Below are 13,727 nucleotides of genomic sequence, written 5' to 3'. Positions count from 1 at the left end.
CGTGGCTGGCAGGGATTCCTCTGGCCAGAACCAGGGTCTCGCCGTTCGCCAGGTTACGACCGCCCTAGATCACTACCAGATTCGCCAACAGTGTCTCGGAGCGGTGTAAAAGGCTCGACGAGGCAGGTGCCGTAAATGGATCTTAGGCGGCCTCGTTGGCGGATGCCAAGGCCGGGTCGTCGGTCGGGCGAAGCTGAGCGGGCGGGTGGAGCAGTGCCCGGCGAAGGTCTTGCAGAATGCGCAGGCCCTTGCTGGTCATGGTGAAGCCGCGCCAGCCACGGGCTGCTCGGTCCAACACGGCCCAGACCAGGGACACGCAGGAGGTTTCTCCGGGGAAGCGGCCGATGACCTTGACGCGGCGGCGGGTCTCGCCGAAAGTGCGGTACTCGCGAGAAGGTGGATCGTCGAGAGGTCGCTTTCCTGGCTGATGAACGCCCGACGCAAGCGCAAGCCTTCGCATAGCGAGGCCCACTTGACCGTTGCCGCGATCACGCTCATGACCAGGCGGCTGACCAGGGAAAGGCCGCCCGCCTGGAACCGACCACATTCGACATCCTCGCCACGGGCCGCCTGACTTCCCTGCCCATGAGCCTCATCGCTTGGCGGTTAGGACGGCGCATCCCACACCGGGCGGATCTCGATGCCCGCACCTATGGGACAGTGGCGGGCGATCTTCTCGGCTTCGTCCAGGTCGGCGCATTCGATGACGTAAAAGCCCGCCAAATCCTGATCTAGTGCCACGAACGGCCCAGCGGCGGAGACTGGCCCCTGAGTGGAAGGGCGCAGCGTCCTGGCCTCTCTTGCCGGCTTCACGGCCTGCGCGAAGAACGTGATGCGCTGTTCCCTCAGATATTGGGCGAAGGCTGCGTGCTCGGCAAGCGCTGCCTCCATCGCCTCACTTGAGACTGAGTCCCAGTAGTCCTTGGGATCGAACAACAGCAGTGCGAATTTCATCGAATCAGTGTGGCAAGAGTGAGTATCGATGGCAAGTTCGAATATCTCGCTGACCGGTATGGAGAAACCCTCTAACGGAACAGCCCCCGGCCCCGAGGGCAGTGCAAAGGTTTGCGATCTTCCGTCCGGGCTGGGCTGGTCAGAGGTGTGCGCGGGCTGGGGCGGACCAGTGGGGGGCGTTCCAGCTGTCGGCGATGGCGGCGGCCCGGGCGAAGTGGGCGGCGGCCTCGTCGTCGCGGCCGAGCAGCAGCGCCAGCTCGCCGAGCGTGTGGGCGGCCGGGCGCACGGCCAGCGACAGGCTGGTGGCGCCGGCCGGCGGACCGTCGCGATGGGGGAGCAGGGCGGCGTAGCACTCCTCGGCCGCGTCGCTGTCGATCGGGGCGGTGTCGTTCAGGGCGGTGTCGTTCAGGGCGGTGTCGTTCAGGGCGATGACGGCCATGGCGCGCAGGGTGGTCAGGAAGCTGAAGTAGAAGTCGGGGCGGATCGGGCTCGGGCCTGGTGACGTGCGGGCCCGTCGTGCCTCGTCGTCACGGCCGGCGGCATGGAGGGCGAGGGCGAGCAGGTCCGCGACCATCGGGCCTAACGTCTCGAGGAGGGCGCACACCTCGTCCAGGTGGTCGCCGAGCGTGCCGTCGTTCAGCCAGATCGCGGCCAGTGCGAGGCGGAGGAAGCCCTCGGCGTGGCCGGATCCGGCGCGTTCCATGCGTTCGGTGGCCTCGGTGTAGAGGCGTTCGGCCTCGGCGAACCGGCCCTCGATGAGCACCAGGGTCGCCAGCGCGATCTCCGCGACGCCGACCGCCTCGGGCATCCGGTAGGTGCGCGCGAGGCCGAGGGCCTCCTCGACCGCCTCGCGCAGGGTCGCCGGATCGTTGGCCGCGGCGGCGCCGGTGGCCTGGTTGAGCAGCCCGGTCACGCGGTAGACGGGCAGGTCGTGCTCGAGGCCGATCTCCAGCAGCTCGCGCCAGGCCTCGTCCTGCCCGGGCGCACCGCCGGAGGCGCGCGCCAGCACCTGGAGCGCCGCGGCCCGGAGGCGGGGATCGGTGGCGAGGTCGAGTGCCTCCCGCGCCGCCTTCATCACCGTCGGATCGTCCTCGCCCGCCAGCTCGTCGGCGTACGCGGTCAGCAGGCGGGACCGCACTTCGGGCGCCAGGTCCGTCCGCTTGAGCAGGCGGCTGAGGCGGTCGACGATGGGCCGGTCCACGGTGCCGTACGCGCGGGCCTGCCAGGGCGTGGGCTCGGTCCAGGCGGTGAACGCCGCGATCATCAGGTCGTCGCGCCCGAGGGACTCGGCGAGCTCCACGGCCTGCCGACGCGTGTCCCGCGCCGCCGCCACGGCCCCGGCCCTGATCTGCGCGCGCAGCAGCCTGCCGAACAGGTTGATGCGTTCGTCCGGTTCGGCGGCGTTCGCGACTGCGTCGGCGAGGAGGGCGGCGGCCACGTCGTGCGCGTAGCGCGCCTCGGCCAGCTCGGCGGCCCGCACGCAATGGCCGACGGCCTTCGGCGACCCCGCTCGTGCATAGTGATGGGCCAGCGCGGCGATGTCGCCGGTGCTCTCCAGCGCCTCGGCGATCCGGGCGTGCATCCTGGTGGCGCGCAACCGGCTGAGGTCGGCGACCAGCGTGTCTCTTACCAGCGCGTGAACGAACCGGACGCGCCCGGGCCCGGGCTCGTCGAGCAGCCCGGTGATGACGCCCGCGTCCAGCGCGTCCAAGACGCCGTCCTCGCCCGTGTCGGCGGCCTGCACGAGGACGTCCACCGGGCTCTCCCGCCCGGCGACCGCGGCCAGCCGCAGGACGGGCACCGCGCCGTCGGGGAGCCGCGCGAGCCGCCGCCGCAGCACGTCCCGTACGCCCTCGGGGACCTCGGACAGCGCGACCAGCGCGCCCTCGCCGTTCAGCAGCCGCGCGCTCTCCCGCACGTAGAACGGGTTGCCGCCGGTGCGCTCGGCGATCCCCGCCACCGTCGCGTCGTCGGCCTCGCTTTCGGCCCGTACGAGCTCGGCCACCGCCGCGCCGTCGAGCCCGGGTAGCGCGATTCGGAGCGGCGCGGTGCGGGCGAGCGCGCCCAGCGTCTCGGTGAGGTGCTCGCTCTCGTCCGGGCGGTACGCCGCGACGACCAGGATCGGGGCCCGCACGCCGACGCCGCCGCTGAGCAGCCCCAGCGTGGTCGTATCCGCCCAGTGCAGGTCGTCCAGCACGACGGCGACCGGCCGTTCTGTGGCGGCCGCCGCGAGCCAGCCCCACACGGCCCGGCGCAGCCGGAACCGCCCGGCGGCGACGTCGCTGTCCACCGGCATGGAGTCGGAGAGCAGCGGCGCCAGGTCTTCCGCGAACTCCCCCGGAGGAACGGCCGCGGCGACGGCCCGCAGCGCCTCGACCCACGCCCACGCGGGCGGCGCGCCGTCGACCTCCGGACAGCGCCCGGCGGCGACGAGCCAGCCGTCGCGCTCCAGCTGTGCGCCGAGGTGCTCCAAGAGCGTCGACTTGCCCAGCCCCGCTTCCCCGGTGACAAGAGCGACGCGCGCCCCATCGGCGGCAGCCTCCCCGGCGGCCGAAACCAGCGCGGCAAGCTCGCCCTCCCGCCCCACGAACGGGGCAGCACGGTGCAGGGTCGCGCGATACGGGGACGCGTCGTGCCGGGGCGTGGCGTGTGGGGGAGCGGTGTGTGGCGACGCGGTGTGCAGGATCGCGTCGTGCGGGGGCGTGGCGTGTGGGGGAGCGGTGGCCGGGGGTGGGGGGACGGCCGTGCGGAGGATGTCGATGCGCTGGGCGAGGATCGCCTCTTCCAGGGCGACCAGGTCGGGGCCGGGGTCGAGACCGAGTTCGTCGGCGAAGGTGGCGCGGGCGCGGCGGAGCGTCGCCAGTGCGTCGGCCTGGCGGGCGCTGCTCCACAGCGCCAGGGCGTGCAGGCGCCAGCCCTCTTCGCGCAGGGGTTCGTCGCGGGTGAGGCGCTCGGCCTCGGGGACCACCGAGGCGGGGTCGCCCGTCCGCAGGCCCGCCGCGACATGGAGCTCGCGGGCGACCAGGCGCAGCTCGTTCAGGCGGGCGGTCTCGGCGGCGGCCCACGGCTCGTCGGCGACCTCGGCGAACGCGGGTCCCTGCCATAGGCCCAGTGCCTCGGCCAGCCGGTCGTGGGCGGCCCGAGGCTCGGTGAGCGTGCGGGCCTCGTCGAGCAGGTCCTTGAAACGCCACGCGTCCACCGACTCCGGCGGCAGCCGCAGTGCGTAGCCGGGGGAGGCGCTCACCAGGAGGCGCGCCGGGGTTCGGGGTGGGCGGCCGGGCTCCAGCAGCCGGCGCAGGTTGGAGACGTACGCCTGCAGGGAGGCCAGCGCACGGGATGGCGGCTCGCCGCGCCAGAGGTCCTCGATCATCCGGTCGACCGACACGACCTGTCCGCGCGCCGCGACCAGGAGGGCCAGGACGCCGCGCTGCCGCGGCCCGCCCAGGGGAACGGACTCGCCGTTGACCTCGGCACCGAAAGAGCCCAAAACCCGGATCAGAACCATGACGTGGAACATCGTACGCGCGCGGGTGTTCCAAGTCGGTTCCAAATGCCCTCCAAACGCCCGGGAGGAGCCTTAACACGTTGAACCGATGAAGGGCAGGAACGAAATGAGCGTCAACACCCAGGACATGGAGATCGTCCACCGCGCCTTCCGCCGAGAGTCGCGGCTGCTGATGGAGCTCGTCGCGGCGGTGGCCCCGGGTAACACCGCTCGCGCCAAGGTGATCGCCGATCACTTCCGCGACTACCGACTGGGGCTGAAGAACCACCACGAGGGCGAGGACGAGCTGCTCTGGCCGCCGCTCCTGTCCCGGGTGGACCTGGAGGCCGACATCGTGCTGCGCATGGAGGCCCAGCACGAACGTGTCGCGGCCACGCTGACCAGGCTGGACGCGGCGGTCCCCGCGTGGGAGGCCACTGCCGGGGCGGACGAGCGCGACACGCTCGTGGCCGCCCTGGCCGACCACCGGGCCGTCCTCCTCGAACACCTCGACGACGAGGAGGCCACCCTCCTTCCGCTCGCGGCCGAGCACATCACCGAAAAGGAATGGGCCTCCCTGGGCGACCACCTGGTGGCCAACACGCCCAAGCTCACCCTGCTCACCCTCTTCGGCCTCGTCCTGGAGGATGCGAACCCGGCCGAGCGCAACACGCTCCTGTCCGCCCTTCCCGCTCCGGTACGCGGCATCTGGCACATCATCGGCCGCCCCCGCTACGCCCGCCACATCAGCCGCGTCCGCGCCGCCTGACCAGACCCACAGGACTCCCAGCCCACCAAGCACAAAGACTCGCAAGGAGAAGAACAATGTCGCTGAAGAAGATCAACACCGTCCTGGTCGCCGCCTTCGTCCTCTTCATCCTCTGGTTCGGGACGGAGTTCATCCTGAGCCCGGAGACGACGGCGCCGGGCTTCGGCCTGCCGAGCTGGCCGTCCGGCGACGGCGACGGCTTTCTGATCATCAAGGGAATCCGTGACGTCGTCTTGGCCCTGGTCCTGGGCATCCTGCTGGTGACGGGCCACCGCCGGGCGTTGGGCTGGGTGCTGCTGGTGGAGGCCCTCGCCGCGTACGGTGACATGACCACCGTGCTGGCCCACCACGGCTCCGTGGCCACCGCGCTCGGCGTCCACGGCCTGACCGCGACGCTGATGGTGGTCAACGGCCTGCTGATGATGCGCGAGACCCGCAAGGTCGCGGCCGCTCCGGCGACGCCCGCCCCGCAGCCCGCCTGACGGTCACCTTGGCGCGCGTCGGCGTTCGCGCGCGCGACATCGCCTCAGGGCTGTTCATCGTCATCGTGCTGGCCGGCGGGCCGACCCACCTGCTGGGAGGGCGGCACTGTGCCCCGTCAGCAAAGGAAGACGGCCCGCAGAAGGTCGGCCAGGTGGTTGGCCACCAGCATTGCGGGCTGGAGGACGATCGTGACGTCCGTCCGCTTAGCCGGGGTCGGCGCAGAGTTGGGAGGTCAAGGCGGTGCGGGCCCACTCTTCCCACGCGTCCGGTGACCAGTCGCGGTCGCGGACGAAGATCAGGTAGAGCTGCGGGCTGAGCAGGCCGAACAGCAGGTCCGCCGCCATCTCGATGGAGAGGCCGGGACGGGTGTCGGGCTTGCCGACCAGGGCTTCGGCCGCTGCGTATTGCACGGTGTAACGCGGGTCGGGGCCGTCCGGCCATTGCGCGGCGATCTCCGGGTCGGTGGCCGCGGCAGCCGCGATCAGCGGCATGATCGGAGCGACCCTGCCCAGGATGTCGCGGGTGCCGTGGACGTGCGCGCGCAATTGCCCGGCCGCGGTGGGCTCGGCGCACGCGGCGCGAAACCACTCGCGATCCATGGTGGCGACCGGCTTGGCGTCCCCGGCGATGGAGGTGTCGACGACGTCCTTGAACAGCGTGCGCTTGTTGCGGAAGACAAAGTAGACCGTCTGGACGGCCACGCCCGCCCGGTCCGCAACCTCCTGCAGGTTCGTCGCGCCGTAACCCTGCGCGACGAACAGCTCGCGAGCCGCCTCGACAACTCTTTCACGGGTGCGGCGTGAGCGCTCGGCTCGCTTGTCCGGCCGCTTGACTTCGTTCATATTTCGAGTATATCTCTAGAGTCTGTCGCTAGAGTTCAACTCTAGATTCTTGGAGGAGACGATGGACCAGCCCAATGCCACCCAGAAGCCGGACCCGGACCTGGCCTCAACGCGGCGAGACCCGGAGGAGGAGTCCGTCCACCGCGCACTGGAGGGCTACTACCGCACTGGCAAGCCACCGTGGGACACCGGCGTGACGCCGCCCGAGCTGGTCGCCCTGGTAGAGGGGAACGGCGCGCTGCCGCCCGGCCGCGCCCTCGAACTCGGCTGCGGCACGGGGACCAACGCCATCTACCTTGCACGGCGCGGCTGGGAGGTGGCGGCCGTCGACCTGATCGACCGCGCCGTCGACCAGGCCAGGGAGAAGGCTGCGGCGGCGGGGGTGGCGGTACGGCTGCTGCACGGAGACGCCACCCGCCTCGACGAGTTGGACGTGCCGGGCCCCTTCGACTTGTTCTTCGACCTGAGCTGCTACTGCGGGGTCCCGCTGCACCGTCGCGACGCCTACGCCGCCGGGCTCACCCACCGCGCCGCTCCCGGAGCACGGTTACTGATGTTCGGGTACGGCCCCGAGCCGCTCGGCAATCCGATCCCCGAAGTCACATCGTGGGCGGCGGGCGTCACAGCCGACGAGCTCCGCGCCAGGTTCGCCGGCTGGGAACTGCTCGACGTCACACCGGGCACCAACTCGGTGCCGACCTTCTGGTTCACGCTGCACCGCGACGCCTAGCAATCTCCGGTCGCGGGTTTCCGTAGGTTTGTGGCAAGTTTCACGCCGCCCGAGCACGTCGAGCTTGGGCGGCGTAGTGGTCGGCGTTCCGGGTGATGGCCCTGAGCGCCGCTCGTAGTCCAGGTGGCGTTTGAGGCCTGCGCCGGATCAAGAACGAGGTGAGTCGGCGCTGGGGCTCGGTCACTCTAGGAACCGAGCAGACAGGCGTCAATAAACTCGGGAATAAACCCTATCTTGACGCCATTCACCTGCGCTCCCGGGTGTGGTGCTGGGGTACGCCCTGCCGGACAGGCCGCCGGCGAAACCTATTTCTGAGCCCCACCGGGTGTGTCGTGCGCCGCCCTGGAGCCCTGGTCGGCCAGTCGACGCCGTTGATCTTCTGACGGTCAAACGTCGTCGTCGGGCCGGAGGCCGGCTCGGACGAGCGGGAGGTACACCTGGTCGACGATCTCGACGAGTACGCTCTGCGGGAGCGTGGTCAACCCGCTGAGCCAGTACTCGTTGCGGAGCAGATCGAGCGCGGTGCCGGCCACGCGAGGTGTCAGGGCGCGGCTGCCGACCTCCCCGCGCGCGGCGGCGCGGCTCAGGATGGTCAGCCACGGCGCTAGTCCGGCCCGCAGGAGCTGTTCCCGAATCTCGCGCATCCGCTCCGGGTCGTTCTTGATGCCGGACAGCAGCTCGCGCATGACCTTGCCGGTGGCGGACGACATCCGGTCGTTGGCGCGGTTGAGCAGCGCGAGCGCGTCCGACCGCAGGTCGCCGGTGTCGAGGGTGTCCTCAGGGTCGGTCGGCAGCAGGTGCCGGTACGCGGCGACGCTCAGCGCGGCCCGGCTCGGCCAGCGCCGGTAGATGGCGTTCTTGCTGGTGCCCGCGCGCGCGGCGACACGATCCATGGTGAGGCTCGCATAACCGCCCTCGACCAGCTCGTCCGCCGCCGCCTGTAGGATCGCCCGTTCCAATGCGGCCCCGCGCCGCCGGGTCGCCCTGGGCTGCTCCTCCTGCGAGTTCGTGTCGATCAACCGATCCACTGACTCTCCCTTCTCCTCTTTAGATACTACTGAGTGGCTTAAATCACTCTTTTAGCCTATCGGGCCGTATGTCTATAGGATACTAATTCGTATCCTATAGATGTGGGGGCACTCGCACATGGACAAACGCAAGCTCATCGTGGGACTGCTGTGGGACGTCGGCCTGCCCACCGTGGTCTTCTACCTCTGCCGGGCACTCGGCATCGAACCCCTGCCGGCTCTGGCGGTCGGCGGACTGTCGGCTCTGGCCCGGGTCGGTTACGTCGCCATCGTCCGGCGTCGGCTGGACGGGCTCGCCGCCTTCATGAGCGCCGCCTTCGCGGTGCTGCTCGTCGCCTCGTTGCTCACCGGGGACCCGCGGATCCTGCTGGCCAAGGAGTCGATCCTGTCCGGCGCCGCGGGTCTGCTCATGGTGGGCTCCTGCGCGATCGGCCGCCCGATCCTGTACGCCGTCGTCCGCCGCGTCAACGCGGGCAACGACGAGGCGCTGGCGCGATGGGAGGAGCGCTGGCGCACCCAACCCTCTCTCCGCCGCCACTTCCTCGTGCTGAGCATGGTGCTGGGAGGCGTGCTACTCGCCGAGTCCGTGCTACGGCTGGTGCTCATCTACCTCCTGCCCATCGACACCATGGCGGGTCTATCGACGGGACTGCACGTCGTCACGCTCGCGCTGCTGGCCGGCTGGGCGCTGTGGTACCGCCGACGGCGCGCCATGCAGGTCGCCCGTCCCATCCAGCCGCAGGGATCGGAGCGTCCTCGTGCGCGGTAAGGGCATCCACTACGACACGGGCACCCACGTGGGGGACGGGTGGACCCGGGAGGTGTTCGACTCCTCGACCGTGCGCAGCGACATGCAGGTCATAGCCCGCGATCTGCACTGCACCGCCGTACGCGTCACCGGCAGTGACCCAGACCGACTGACCGTCGCCGCCGAGCACGCGGCCGCGGTTGGACTCGAGGTGTGGTTCGCCCCGTTCCCCTGCGACCTGACCACCGAGCAGTTGCTGCCGCTGTTCGCCGACTGCGCTGCCCGCGCCGAGGACATCCGCCGGCACGGCGGCGAGGTCGTTCTGGTCACCGGCGGCGAGCTGAGCCTGTTCGCTCGCGGTTTCCTGCCTGGAGACGACTTCCTCACCCGCACGACCCTGCTCACCGAACCCGGCCCGGAGCTGCGGAGCCTGCTCGCTTCGGTGCCGCCCAAGATCAATGAATTCTTGGCCGAGGCCGTCGGTTCGGTCCGCGCGAGCTTCGGTGGCAAGGTTACCTACGCCTCCCTGCCGTTCGAGCGCGTGGACTGGATGCCCTTCGACTACGTCGCGGCTGACGCCTACCGCTCGGCGCAGAACGCCGCCACCTACCGCGAGGAGCTCCGCGCCCTGCACCGCCACGGCCTTCCCGTGGCGGTCACCGAGTTCGGCTGCTGCACCTACCGCGGTGCCGCGGACCGCGGCGGGCGCGGCTTCCTGATCGTCGAGCGCGAACCCGGCCGGCCGTTGCGGCTGGACGGCCACTACAAGCGAGACGAGGACGAGCAGGCCGCCTACCTGCGAGCCCTTTTGCGCATCTTCGAGCAGGAGCGGGTGGACACGGCCTTCTGGTTCACCTTCGCCAGCTACCGCTACCCCCATCACACCGACCCCCGTCACGACCTCGACCTAGCCGCCTATGGCCTCGTCAGCCTTGACCCGGACATGAGCTGGCGGCCGAAGGCGGCCTTCCACGCCTTGGCCGCCGAGTACGCCCGCTAGAACAACCCCTTTTGGATCGGAGAATCACATGGCCTTGCGCCTGACCATCGTCGGTGCGGTGCTCATCATCGGCGGACTGATCAACATCAGTGGACTCAGAATGGTCACCCTCCCGCTCGGAGCCATCGCGCTGGTGGCCGGCGGCGTCCTCTGGCTCGTACGCAACCGGAACTCGCCATCCCGCTGACCAAAGCCCGGACGCGGCTACCCGGTCATGCGGTCAGTCGTCTGGCTGTGAGCCTTGCCGGGTGCGGATATGGAGGAACTCGACGCCGCAACCGGACATGGCCATGTCGAGGAGTTCGCCAAGATGCTGACCGGCCGACACGGCGAACGTCTGGATGCCTGGATAGAGGCCGTTCGCGCCGATGACCTACCCCACCTGCACACCTTCGCCAACGGCATCCAGCGCGACTACGACGCCGTCCTGGCCGGTCTCACCCTGCCCTACTCCTCCGGCGCCATCGAGGGCAAAGTGTGCAAGATCAAATTTCTGAAGAGGCTCATCTCCGGCCGGGCCAACTACGACCTTCTCAGAAAGATGGCCCTGCTGAACTGATCACTCAGCGCGATCACTCCCCATCAAGTGCGCCAGAGCCATTTACCGCCGGAACTTACACACCGGCTCCCTCGCCTGCCGCGCGGTTCGCATCGTCGATGCCGACCAGCGCGTAAATCCGCTGCGTGGTCTCGGAACTCAACCGGGAGGCGATCCGCACCGTCCAGGCGACCTCCGCGTTGTGCAGTGGCCGAGGCCACGATCCGGGAGATCCGTTCAGGCGTCGGTGGTTCGATCCGCTCCTCGCGCAGATGCTTGAGCAGTTCCTCCCGTACCCGTTCAGCCCGTCGCTCGGCGTGCGCGACCTTCTCGGCCAGCCACATCGCCAGCTTCGTTGCGTCCTCGGTCGTGCAGGTGCGAAAGCCCAGGTGCGTACGGATCTGATGGCGGTGGTACTCGATCGTCGAGCCGGACCACTCGTAGAAGCCGAGCTCCGAGGCAGGAACCTGGACCTGCTTGGCTACGTGCTCGACCACGTCGTCCGGCAGCTCTGAACGGCCGCGCGGGAACCGGCCGTGCTGCGTGTAGAACTTCAGCAAGATCGCGAAGCCGAGTCGAGTGGCGTCACGCTTTCCGGCGATCAGGTCGCGCTCTTCGTCCAGGATCGTCCAGTGCTCGACCAGATCGTCGATGTGCACCGGGGGGTGTTTCATGACCAACCAGCATTGACCAGGCAAGTCACAGCAAGATCAACACCGTTTGGGGCTCATGACACGTTTCTTACCCATGACGTGCGGTGACGGGCGAGCCATTGCGGCCTGGCCACGTCCACGAGCACGTCAAGGTTCCAGCGGGCCGCGCCCTGGCCGGTACTGAATCGGGCAGGCCAGTTCGAGGCCGCTGTACGGCGGGAGCGCTGCGGCGTCGAGGGGTGTTGCATGTGCGCTCGGCAGTCAGCTCACGCCGTACGCCTTTCGCCCTGTATCGCCTCCGCACCAGGTAGCGGCACGGCGTCAGCGGTGGCGAGCTTGTCCACGGCCGGGCGGCGGGTCCGCTCCGGCCGCCGGTCGTACTTCGCGGTGGTCGCGGAGGAGTGCCCGACGAGGGCCTGCGCGGTGCTACCCGAAGAAGCAGCCGATGTCACCAGAGGGATCGTTGGCCTGCTGATCGACGTGATCACCAACCGGTGGACGCCATCTGGAGACTAGCGCCGGGAACCCAGCTGCCTGACCACTGAAGGCCATGACGCCGAGCCCAGAGCCGCGCACGATCCACGGCAGGGCCAGACGGTCAGTCGCCGAGGCCGAGATCTGCCGCACGGAGGATACGGCGCCCGGTCTCGACCCCATCCCCGCCCTCCTGGAAGCCACGCCGCCCGAACAGGTCCGCCACCTCGACATCCACGATCTACCCGATCTGCCCGCCTACACCAGCGGCCGGATCGCCCTGCTCGGCGACGCCGCCCACGCCATGAGCCCTGATCGCGGACAAGGCGCCGGCCAATCGATCGAAGACGCCGTCGTCCTGGCCGCCGCCCTCGCCGGCAACGCTCCCGTACCCGCGGCGCTGGACGCCTACGATGCCCAGCGCCGGCCCCGCACCCGGGCCACCGCCCGCAACGCCCGCCAGGCCGGCCTTCAAGTGATCAACGCCGGGCCGACCACCCACGCCCTGACCGCTCTCGCCCTCCGGCTCACCCCCTCAACGCTGTGGGCGCGCCTGGCTCCCCGCACACTCGGCCCCCTGTGGGACTGGACACCCCCGACCCTGCCGGTAACGCCCGACGCACTCCCACATAGCTGACCGGAAACCTTCACCAACCGGCGTGAACGCCACGATGCCAGTGATGGTGATCAAGCACGCGGCCCGTTTCCGCCGTATTCCGGAACCACCGCTTAACACCAGCGTCTTAGGACAAGCGCAGTTCCGCAGCCACCGCCCGTTCCCGCAACTGCGCCGCCTCCGCCCGCGCCGCCTCCAACTCGACCCGCAGGTCCTCAAGCCGCATCCGCTCCAGCCTCAACTCCGCCAGCACCCCATCCCGCTCCTTGGCCGCGGCATCCGCCCGAGTCTTTTCCCGCGAGACCAGCTTCCGCTCCTTGGACAGTGCCGCAGCGGACTCCGCCGCCTTCCCCTCCAGCCGCTCCACCTCGGCCTCCGCCTGCGAGGCGTCCTTCAGCGCCACTGCCCGATCCCGTTCGGCCTCGGCCGCTGCCCGTTCGGCCGTGACGGCCCGCTCCACCGCACGGTCCCGCTCCTGGGCCGCCGCCTCAGCCCGAGCCTGCGCCCCGATAACCTCCCGTTCGGCCTGCTCCCTAGTCCGCACGGCCGCCACCGTCTCGTCTCGGGCCCGGTCGCGCTCCTCCCGCGCCCGGTCGGCCCCCTCCTGAGCCTGTACGGCCTCCGCTCGCGCCTCGTCGACGCGCCGCTCGGCCTGTTCAAGGGCCTCAGCGGTACGCCGCTCGGCCGCCTCCACCCGCTCGGCCAACTCCTCAACAGCCTGGTCCCTGGCCTGCTCCGTCAACTCGACCCGGTGCAGCGCCTCCTCGGCCCGCCGCTCGGCCGTTTTCGCGCGCTGTTTCGCCTCCTCGGTCGACTGCAGCGCCTGCCGTTCGGTGCTCGCGGCCTCCCGCAACGCGGCCAGCGCCTGTTCCCGCGCCCGCTCCGCATCCCCCAGCGCCGTCTCGCGCTCACCTTCCGCCTCTTCGAGCCGAACCCGCATCTCGGCCGTCTGCCTACGGGCATGCTCGGCGGCTTCGCGTGCGAGCCGTACCTGCTCGAACGCCTGCTCACGCTCGGTTCGCGCGATCGCGACGCGCGTGTGCGCCTCGGCCTGCACCGCGCTCAGCTTCGCCTCGACCCCCGCCGGACTCAGCTCCTCGGCCAGGGCCCGCGCCAGCGGCTCGATAGCGGCGGCCAGCCCGCTCTCCATCCGGTCATACAACTGCTCAGCCCTGGCCAGCGCCCCCTCCAGCCCCGGAGTGGCCCGCCGCAGCTCCCGCTCCCGCTTGGCCGCCGCCTGACAGTCCTTCTCGGGGCAGTACGCCTTGGGCCGCCCTCTCCCTCGCCGCTGCTCGATCGGCGCCCCACAGTGCTTACAAGGCGTCACCACACTGGTCTCCGCAGTCACACCGACAGTCTACATTTTTCGATTTTCCAGAAAATAAAAATCAAAAACCAAGACTCGTTG

The 13,727-nt window shown here is 70.0% G+C and carries 16 protein-coding genes; 8 read left to right on the top strand and 8 right to left on the bottom strand.

Going from position 1 to position 13,727, the window contains the following annotated elements:
- Positions 1-142: 142 nt before the first annotated feature.
- From ACIBQ1_RS59945 to ACIBQ1_RS59935, 3 genes are all read right to left on the bottom strand, one after another.
- Positions 143-460, bottom strand: coding sequence for a hypothetical protein (locus ACIBQ1_RS59945; RefSeq protein ID WP_397292358.1), 318 nt, complete (start codon positions 458-460; stop codon positions 143-145).
- Between the two features lie 146 nt (positions 461-606).
- The gene (locus tag ACIBQ1_RS59940) at positions 607-954 is read right to left on the bottom strand and encodes a YciI family protein (protein WP_397292357.1); all 348 of its coding nucleotides are present in this window, start codon (positions 952-954) and stop codon (positions 607-609) included.
- A gap of 139 nt (positions 955-1,093) precedes the next feature.
- Positions 1,094-4,441: a BTAD domain-containing putative transcriptional regulator gene (locus ACIBQ1_RS59935; protein ID WP_397292356.1), complete on the bottom strand. Its 3,348-nt coding sequence runs from the start codon at positions 4,439-4,441 to the stop codon at positions 1,094-1,096.
- A 124-nt stretch (positions 4,442-4,565) separates the two neighbouring features.
- Here ACIBQ1_RS59935 and ACIBQ1_RS59930 point away from each other — a divergent pair, with 124 nt between their 5' ends.
- Positions 4,566-5,207 (top strand): hemerythrin domain-containing protein, encoded by a 642-nt coding sequence (locus ACIBQ1_RS59930; protein WP_397292354.1) that lies wholly within the window; start codon positions 4,566-4,568, stop codon positions 5,205-5,207.
- Between the two features lie 56 nt (positions 5,208-5,263).
- Positions 5,264-5,689 (top strand): DUF4267 domain-containing protein, encoded by a 426-nt coding sequence (locus tag ACIBQ1_RS59925; protein WP_397292353.1) that lies wholly within the window; start codon positions 5,264-5,266, stop codon positions 5,687-5,689.
- 204 nt (positions 5,690-5,893) lie between these two features.
- Here the strand turns inward: ACIBQ1_RS59925 and ACIBQ1_RS59920 are convergent, their stop codons facing one another.
- Positions 5,894-6,532: a TetR/AcrR family transcriptional regulator gene (locus ACIBQ1_RS59920; RefSeq protein ID WP_397292351.1), complete on the bottom strand. Its 639-nt coding sequence runs from the start codon at positions 6,530-6,532 to the stop codon at positions 5,894-5,896.
- Between the two features lie 61 nt (positions 6,533-6,593).
- Between ACIBQ1_RS59920 and ACIBQ1_RS59915 the strand changes: the two genes are divergently transcribed.
- The gene (locus ACIBQ1_RS59915) at positions 6,594-7,262 is read left to right on the top strand and encodes a class I SAM-dependent methyltransferase (RefSeq protein ID WP_397292350.1); all 669 of its coding nucleotides are present in this window, start codon (positions 6,594-6,596) and stop codon (positions 7,260-7,262) included.
- 386 nt (positions 7,263-7,648) lie between these two features.
- Here the strand turns inward: ACIBQ1_RS59915 and ACIBQ1_RS59910 are convergent, their stop codons facing one another.
- Positions 7,649-8,290 (bottom strand): TetR/AcrR family transcriptional regulator, encoded by a 642-nt coding sequence (locus ACIBQ1_RS59910; RefSeq protein ID WP_397292349.1) that lies wholly within the window; start codon positions 8,288-8,290, stop codon positions 7,649-7,651.
- 118 nt (positions 8,291-8,408) lie between these two features.
- On the opposite strand from ACIBQ1_RS59910, the gene ACIBQ1_RS59905 reads away from it, so the two are divergent.
- The 4 genes from ACIBQ1_RS59905 (at position 8,409) to ACIBQ1_RS59890 (ending at position 10,597) form a co-directional block, all read left to right on the top strand.
- Positions 8,409-9,059 (top strand): VC0807 family protein, encoded by a 651-nt coding sequence (locus ACIBQ1_RS59905; RefSeq protein WP_397292347.1) that lies wholly within the window; start codon positions 8,409-8,411, stop codon positions 9,057-9,059.
- Entirely contained in the window at positions 9,049-10,038 is a 990-nt protein-coding gene (locus ACIBQ1_RS59900) for a hypothetical protein (protein ID WP_397292346.1), read from the top strand. Before ACIBQ1_RS59905 ends, ACIBQ1_RS59900 begins: the two co-directional genes overlap by 11 nt.
- 28 nt (positions 10,039-10,066) lie before the next feature.
- Complete coding sequence (locus ACIBQ1_RS59895) at positions 10,067-10,225, top strand: hypothetical protein (protein ID WP_397292345.1); 159 nt, start codon at positions 10,067-10,069, stop codon at positions 10,223-10,225.
- A gap of 69 nt (positions 10,226-10,294) precedes the next feature.
- On the top strand, positions 10,295-10,597 hold the full coding sequence (locus ACIBQ1_RS59890) for a transposase (RefSeq protein WP_397292343.1): 303 nt from the start codon (positions 10,295-10,297) through the stop codon (positions 10,595-10,597).
- Between the two features lie 23 nt (positions 10,598-10,620).
- Here the strand turns inward: ACIBQ1_RS59890 and ACIBQ1_RS59885 are convergent, their stop codons facing one another.
- The gene (locus tag ACIBQ1_RS59885) at positions 10,621-11,235 is read right to left on the bottom strand and encodes a DUF4158 domain-containing protein (protein ID WP_397292342.1); all 615 of its coding nucleotides are present in this window, start codon (positions 11,233-11,235) and stop codon (positions 10,621-10,623) included.
- A 260-nt stretch (positions 11,236-11,495) separates the two neighbouring features.
- Positions 11,496-11,681: a hypothetical protein gene (locus ACIBQ1_RS59880; protein WP_397292340.1), complete on the bottom strand. Its 186-nt coding sequence runs from the start codon at positions 11,679-11,681 to the stop codon at positions 11,496-11,498.
- Positions 11,682-11,779: 98 nt separating this feature from the next.
- On the opposite strand from ACIBQ1_RS59880, the gene ACIBQ1_RS59875 reads away from it, so the two are divergent.
- Entirely contained in the window at positions 11,780-12,340 is a 561-nt protein-coding gene (locus tag ACIBQ1_RS59875; RefSeq protein ID WP_397292338.1) for an FAD-dependent monooxygenase, read from the top strand.
- 106 nt (positions 12,341-12,446) lie between these two features.
- On the opposite strand, the gene ACIBQ1_RS59870 is transcribed toward ACIBQ1_RS59875, so the two are convergent.
- On the bottom strand, positions 12,447-13,667 hold the full coding sequence (locus ACIBQ1_RS59870; protein ID WP_397292336.1) for a hypothetical protein: 1,221 nt from the start codon (positions 13,665-13,667) through the stop codon (positions 12,447-12,449).
- Positions 13,668-13,727 lie beyond the last annotated feature (60 nt).

It is taken from the genome of Nonomuraea sp. NPDC050153 (assembly GCF_044460125.1).
In the GTDB taxonomy this organism is placed as follows: domain Bacteria; phylum Actinomycetota; class Actinomycetes; order Streptosporangiales; family Streptosporangiaceae; genus Nonomuraea.
The sequence above is the reverse complement of the archived record's forward strand: the minus strand, read 5'-3'. Positions and strand labels throughout refer to the sequence as shown.